The sequence below is a fragment of the Brachyspira pilosicoli genome, from assembly GCF_019402445.1.
In the GTDB taxonomy this organism is placed as follows: domain Bacteria; phylum Spirochaetota; class Brachyspiria; order Brachyspirales; family Brachyspiraceae; genus Brachyspira; species Brachyspira pilosicoli_B.
In genome coordinates this window covers 1-6148 of the sequence record NZ_SRZM01000371.1, presented here as the reverse complement: position 1 = coordinate 6148, position 6148 = coordinate 1, and the positions used below count along the sequence as shown (strand labels likewise).

The window sequence follows — 6148 nt, the reverse complement described above, 5'->3', positions numbered from 1 at the left end:
AAAAAAAATTGCTAGTAAATATAGAAAATCTACGGCTCAGCTTTGCATAAAATGGTGTTTACAAAATAACACTCTCCCGCTTCCAAAATCAATTACTCCATCAAGAATAAAAGAAAATAGTGAAGTTTTTGATTTTAATATCAGTGATGAAGATATGAAGACTATAAACAATATAGAATATTTTGGAGGTTCAGGACTTCATCCAGACAAGATAGATTTTTAAGTTTTTACAGAATGTATTTTAATATTTTGATATTTCACCATGGGCGTTTATTATCAATCCAGCCTTTTTCTTTCCAATAGTTATAATCATTTTCTGTAATTTTCTTTTTTTGATGAAGTTTTCTCATCAAATAAAAAAGCATTTTGGTTTTTATAGAAGGTTTTATATGTCCATAATCTTTTTTTATTTTATTAGCTAAAAAATATATTTGTTTTCTTATTTTTTCTTTTATATTGTCGTTTACATCATTCCAAGTTACTTCTCTTACAGCAAAACCAATTCTATATGTTTTAGCAACACCCCAAAAAAATGTGCTGTCGGCTATATCTTTAGTTGTCTCTTTCATTCCGCCTCCTGCAGCAGTAGAAATGCATATAACCTGTTTTCTAAACATACTCTCTTCTGGTCTATGTATCATCCATCTATAACCATAATGGTCTAATAGAGTTTTCATGGCAGCTGTTACATGGTATACATACACTGGGCTTGCAAATATTATTATATCAGCATTATCTATAGCTGAAGTGATAGGCTGTAATGACTCATAATGAGGACATAATTTCTCTGATTTTTTAAAACAGCTATTACACCCAACACAAAAAGAATTAAAATCTCTAGGAAGAAAAAACTCTGTAACATCTCCTTCTAATTTATCATAAAGTATTTTAGCAATATTGTAAGTAGAGCCCTTATGGCTTTGACCATGTATTACTGTTATTTTCATCTTTATATATCTCTTAATAATGAATTATTAATTAAAATTATACTATATAGTTATGATACTGTAAAGTATTTATTATAAATATGATTATTAGTATGATTTTTTAATAAAAAGGCTTATCAATATTAATTCATTGATAAGCCTTGAATGTTTAAAATTTATTAAATAAAAAAAATTATTTTGTTGGGTTAGCAAATAGATGTTTTATATCAGTTTTTTCCCAAGTGAACTCTGGAAGCTCTCTTCCGAAGTGTCCATAAGCAGTAGTTTTTTCGTATATTGGTCTTCTTAAATCTAATGTTTTGATTATTCCTGCTGGAGTTAAATCAATTTGTTTAGAAATAATAGCAGCTAATACTTCATCATGAACTTTGCAAGTACCAAAAGTATTAACATATACAGATAAAGGCTCAGGAACACCAATAGCATAAGCAAACTGAACTAAAGCTCTATCTGCAATACCAGAAGCAACAATATTTTTAGCAACATAACGAGCCATATAACAAGCACTTCTATCTACTTTTGTAGGGTCTTTACCAGAGAAAGCACCGCCGCCATGAGCACCATGTCCGCCGTAACTGTCTACTATGATTTTTCTTCCTGTTAATCCGCAGTCACCCATAGGTCCTCCAACTACAAATGAACCTGTTGGGTTAATATAATATTTTGTATTTTCATCAAGCATATTTTTAGGACATATTTCATTTATTACATGTTTTTTTATGTCTTCTTCTATTTGTTTATGTTCAACACCTGCAGCATGCTGAGTAGATATAACAACAGCATCTATTCTAGCAGCTTTACCGTCTTTATATTCTATTGTAACCTGACTTTTTCCGTCTGGTCTTAAATAGTCAACAATTTTGTCTTTTCTAACCTTTGTTAAACGTTCTGCTAATCTATGAGCTAAATGTATGCTTAAAGGCATAAAAGTTTCAGTTTCATTTATAGCATAACCAAACATAATACCTTGGTCGCCTGCACCTTCAGAAACATTTGAGCTTTCAGAATTAAATAATCCTTTACCAGCACTAACACCCATATCTATATCTGGAGATTGTTCTGCAATAGCCTCCATTACCGCACAAGTATCAGCATCAAAACCCATATCGCTGCTTGTGTATCCTATTCGCCTTACGGTATCTCTAGCGATTTTTTGATAATCCAATCTAGCTTTTGTAGTGATTTCTCCAGCAATGATGAGCATTCCTGTTTTTGCTAAAGTTTCACATGCAACTCTAGAATTAGGATCTTGTTTTAAACATTCGTCTAAGACTGCATCGCTTACAGCATCGCAAATCTTATCAGGATGGCCTTCTGTTACCGACTCAGAAGAGAAATGATAATTTTTTATCTCAGCCATAGTTTTACCTCTTTTTAAAATAATCGTTTTATTTTATATTATGTTTATATAATAGTCAATAACTTTTTTAGACAATTCTAACTATAGGTATTAAATATTTGTATTTACAAAAACCTTTAATAGTATATAATTTTTTATACATTTTTATTGAGTGTTATTTATGAAAAAGAAAGTTATATTTTGTATATTTATTTCGTTTATTGCTTCTTTAATATTATATTTTAATCTTAATAATAAAAAAACGTATTCAAGTTATATAAGTATTATGAATACTAATTATATGCCTGTGAGAGATGAAGCTCCTCCTGAATATTTTATTGATAATTATAAGCAAAAAAAAGAAAATCTTTTTAATGTGTTTGATGAGAAAGATTTATCTGCTATTTTAAGATATAAGGCTCTTATTATTTCCTATTTGGGAGAAGAAGAGATTATATTAAACGGGGTAGAAGAGAATAATATTTTTAATATTAATGTTTCTGAAAAAAATAACGGCATTATAATAAGTGAGAAAACTTCAAAGAATTTAAATATAGGAATTGGGGATAGTGTTATATTAAAACTAATTACTAAAGATGGTCATTATAATGCTGAAGAATATGAGGTTTTAAGTATATCAGATGCTTTAAAATATAATTATGCTTTAGTTGATATTGATAATTTAAATAATTTTGTAAAGCTTAATGATTGTGCAAGTGAGATATATGTAAGAAATAATAGTGTAGATGATAATATAGTTAAGCAAATTTTTGGCGATGATTTTGGATATTACTCATTAAATGAAAAAACAGGTAACAATAATAATTTATATTTTATTTTAACTTATTTCTTTATTTTGTTTTTTAGTTTTATATTTTTAAATAATAATAATTTGTTTTTTAGTATAATATTTTCTATTATTGGATTTATACTTTCTTTGGCGGCTTATTTTATAATAACAAAATATGTATTAAATACTAACTTTTATTTTGATAATATATATTTAATAGTATTGTTAGTAAATATTGTTTCTGTGTTGTCTGCAAAATTAAAAGTCTTTTCAATAAAAAAGATGTTTTTAGAAAGTGTAAAATTTTCTAACTTTTTAATTCTTTTTGGTTTTATTATAGTGTATGTTTTTGCTTTTGTAGTTTCTTATGATTATTTATTAGAAACAGCTCAAAAAAGAACATCTTCAAATAATAATGTTTATAATATTGCTAAAAAAAATACTTCTGATAATACTTTTTTATTGAATGGTTCTATTGGAGATATAAATATTATTAACAATAATGTTACAAGAGTTATATCATTTCCTGTGGGTGTTGTTATTAGAACTGGAAGTATTCAGTCTAGAGTATATGCTTATGATAATTTAAATATTAAGTATAACATTTTATCTGGAGAGATGTTTGAAGGAGAAAATAAAGAAATTGTTATTGGTAAGCATTTGGCAAGATATTTAAATCTTAAAGTAGGAGACAGTGTTTCTCTTATAGCAAAAAACTCACGCGGTATTTTGGATACCATGTATTTTAAGGTTGTTGGAATATATGATATAGATAATTATAATATATATGCTAATCTAAAAACAATGTATGACTTTTTGCATCTTAGAGGCGGAGACAAATCTCCATACAATGAAAAAATAATAATACAGTCATATGATAATATATATTCATATTTAAATAAAAAATTAAAAGATAATAATTTAGATGAACTTTATATAGAAGGATATGATGATAATAATAATATAAAAATATTTAGCTTTATATTTATGGGTTTATTTCTTATATCTGTTTCTTTGTTTAATTCTTTTTTACTATCTGTTTTTTGTAAAGCAAGCAATATTAATAAAAATGACTCCATTAAAAAATATGCTATATCGTTTATTGTTGCTGTTATTTTATCATTAATATTAATTTTATTGCTTTATGATATAGTATTTAATTTTATAATATTTTTAGTAATAATTTTTATTTTATCCTTTGTTTTAACTATAATTTCATCAAACATATTAGGCAGTGATATATGATAAGAAATATATTTAATAAAAAGAGAAAAGTTATAATATTTTTGCTATTTATAATATTACTTCTTTGTTTGTATATGTTTTATTTTTCAAGGTCTTTGAGGGTAAGATATATTGAATTAGAGTTTGATGATTTGCCTTATAGCTTTGAAGATACAAAAGTAGCATTTGCTGCAGATATGCATGCTGGGCTTTATATACCAACTTCTCATATAAAAAAAATGTCTGATATTATAAGAAAAAATAATCCTGATTTAATATTATTTGCTGGGGATTATATTTACAGTGCTCCGAGGTGGTTTCATCATTATGACTCTAATAATGTTCAAAAGCTCGATGAAGGAATAAAAGATTTAAATGCGAAATTTGGTAAATACTCTGTTATGGGCAATCATGATAATTGGGAGAGTACTACTGATGTATCTAATTGTTTAATAAGAAACGGATTTAAAACTATAGATAATAATATAGTGTTTATAACAAATGAAACAGGAGATTATATTTCTATAGGTGGTGTTGGAGATTTTTTAACAGATAAAGTAAATTTTGATAGTGCAACTAAAGGAGTTGAAACAAATAATTTTCATATACTGTTATCTCATGAACCTCTTTTCCCATTAAAAATTGCAAGAGAAGGCGGATACAATAAGCTAATAGATTTTTTTCTTGCTGGGCATACTCATGGATTTCAAATAAGTTTTATGCCTATCAAACTAATAGAGTTTATAAACAAAAATAGAGAATATCCTTTAATGAGCATATACGGCAATATGAAAGCATATAATACAAAAATATATGTTACATCTGGGGTTGGGGTAGTGTTGCTTCCTTTTAGACTCTTTGCTTATCCTGAAGTAGTTATTATTACATTAAAAAGAAAAAGATAATTTTTTTATTCTTTGTTGCTATGGCAATAGACTTTTATAAGGAAATATTGGATAATTCAAAAAAATTAAAAGGATATTGCGATGCCAAATTTTATTAATAATATAGATTATAAAAAAGTATTATCATTAAAAGACACTGTAGAGATTAACTCTGCATTAACTTTAGTAGACAGAGATAATTTAGTAATAAAAATACTTTCTGTAGACAAAGACAAAGCTATACCAACTCATAGCAGTACAGGCGATGTATTGGTTATCACTATAGACGGTAAGTTTGAAATGACTATAGAAAATGATACTTATGTGTTGTCTGAAGGAGAATCTATTTTAATACCTGCTAATGCCAAACATTCATTAAAGGCAATAGAATCTTTTAAGGTAGTTGTTATACAGGTGAAGCCATAATGGTATTTTTTAATAAATAATCTTTTATATAAAGCATAAGGTTTTTTTGTGGGCCTTATGCTTTTTTATAAAGATAGAAATTTTATAAATAATTCTATCAGAATATTTTTAATTCTCAAAGTAAGTAATAATGTGTATTTAATAATAGTAGCTTTTTTATACTAAAACATCACAGAAACTCATAATTTTGAAAGAAAATTATAAAATTATCTTGAAAAATTATATTTGTGATGTAGAATATGTTTGATTTGTTGCTGATAATTTTATATGGTTTTAATAATAATCCTTTGCTATTAAAAAAATTATAAAAAATATATTTGCGGTTTGTATTATAATGAAAAAGAAATTTAATAAAAGATTATGTTTAATAGTTGCTTTATTGATTCTTGTAATAGTGTTAATTATATCTTGTAAAAAGATTAATATATTAAGTCCAACCTATATACCGCCTGAAACAGATTTTAGATTGCCTGAAGACACAATACCTGGTCATATTGATGTAAACCCAGTGCCTGCCAAAGACGGCGAAGTATTTGGA

The 6148-nt window shown here is 26.4% G+C and carries 6 protein-coding genes and 1 pseudogene; 5 read left to right on the top strand and 2 right to left on the bottom strand.

Going from position 1 to position 6148, the window contains the following annotated elements:
* The coding region (locus tag E6A48_RS10900; RefSeq protein ID WP_219710285.1) for an aldo/keto reductase at positions 1 to 223 on the top strand (223 nt) is incomplete at its 5' end.
* Between the two features lie 34 nt (positions 224 to 257).
* On the opposite strand, the gene E6A48_RS10895 is transcribed toward E6A48_RS10900, so the two are convergent.
* Positions 258 to 947 carry a flavodoxin family protein gene (locus E6A48_RS10895; protein WP_219710283.1) on the bottom strand — a complete coding sequence of 230 codons (690 nt, stop codon included), beginning with the start codon at positions 945 to 947 and terminating at the stop codon, positions 258 to 260.
* A 172-nt stretch (positions 948 to 1119) separates the two neighbouring features.
* Positions 1120 to 2307: a methionine adenosyltransferase gene (gene metK, locus E6A48_RS10890; RefSeq protein WP_013245023.1), complete on the bottom strand. Its 1188-nt coding sequence runs from the start codon at positions 2305 to 2307 to the stop codon at positions 1120 to 1122.
* A gap of 160 nt (positions 2308 to 2467) precedes the next feature.
* Here metK and E6A48_RS10885 point away from each other — a divergent pair, with 160 nt between their 5' ends.
* From E6A48_RS10885 to E6A48_RS10870, 4 genes and pseudogenes are all read left to right on the top strand, one after another.
* The gene (locus tag E6A48_RS10885) at positions 2468 to 4321 is read left to right on the top strand and encodes an ABC transporter permease family protein (RefSeq protein WP_219710281.1); all 1854 of its coding nucleotides are present in this window, start codon (positions 2468 to 2470) and stop codon (positions 4319 to 4321) included.
* Positions 4318 to 5205 (top strand): metallophosphoesterase, encoded by an 888-nt coding sequence (locus E6A48_RS10880; protein ID WP_219710279.1) that lies wholly within the window; start codon positions 4318 to 4320, stop codon positions 5203 to 5205. The genes E6A48_RS10885 and E6A48_RS10880 overlap by 4 nt, the downstream gene beginning before the upstream one ends.
* 81 nt (positions 5206 to 5286) lie before the next feature.
* Complete coding sequence (locus E6A48_RS10875; RefSeq protein WP_219710278.1) at positions 5287 to 5610, top strand: cupin domain-containing protein; 324 nt, start codon at positions 5287 to 5289, stop codon at positions 5608 to 5610.
* Between the two features lie 334 nt (positions 5611 to 5944).
* A pseudogene (locus E6A48_RS10870) lies at positions 5945 to 6148 on the top strand (hypothetical protein); the annotation flags it as partial.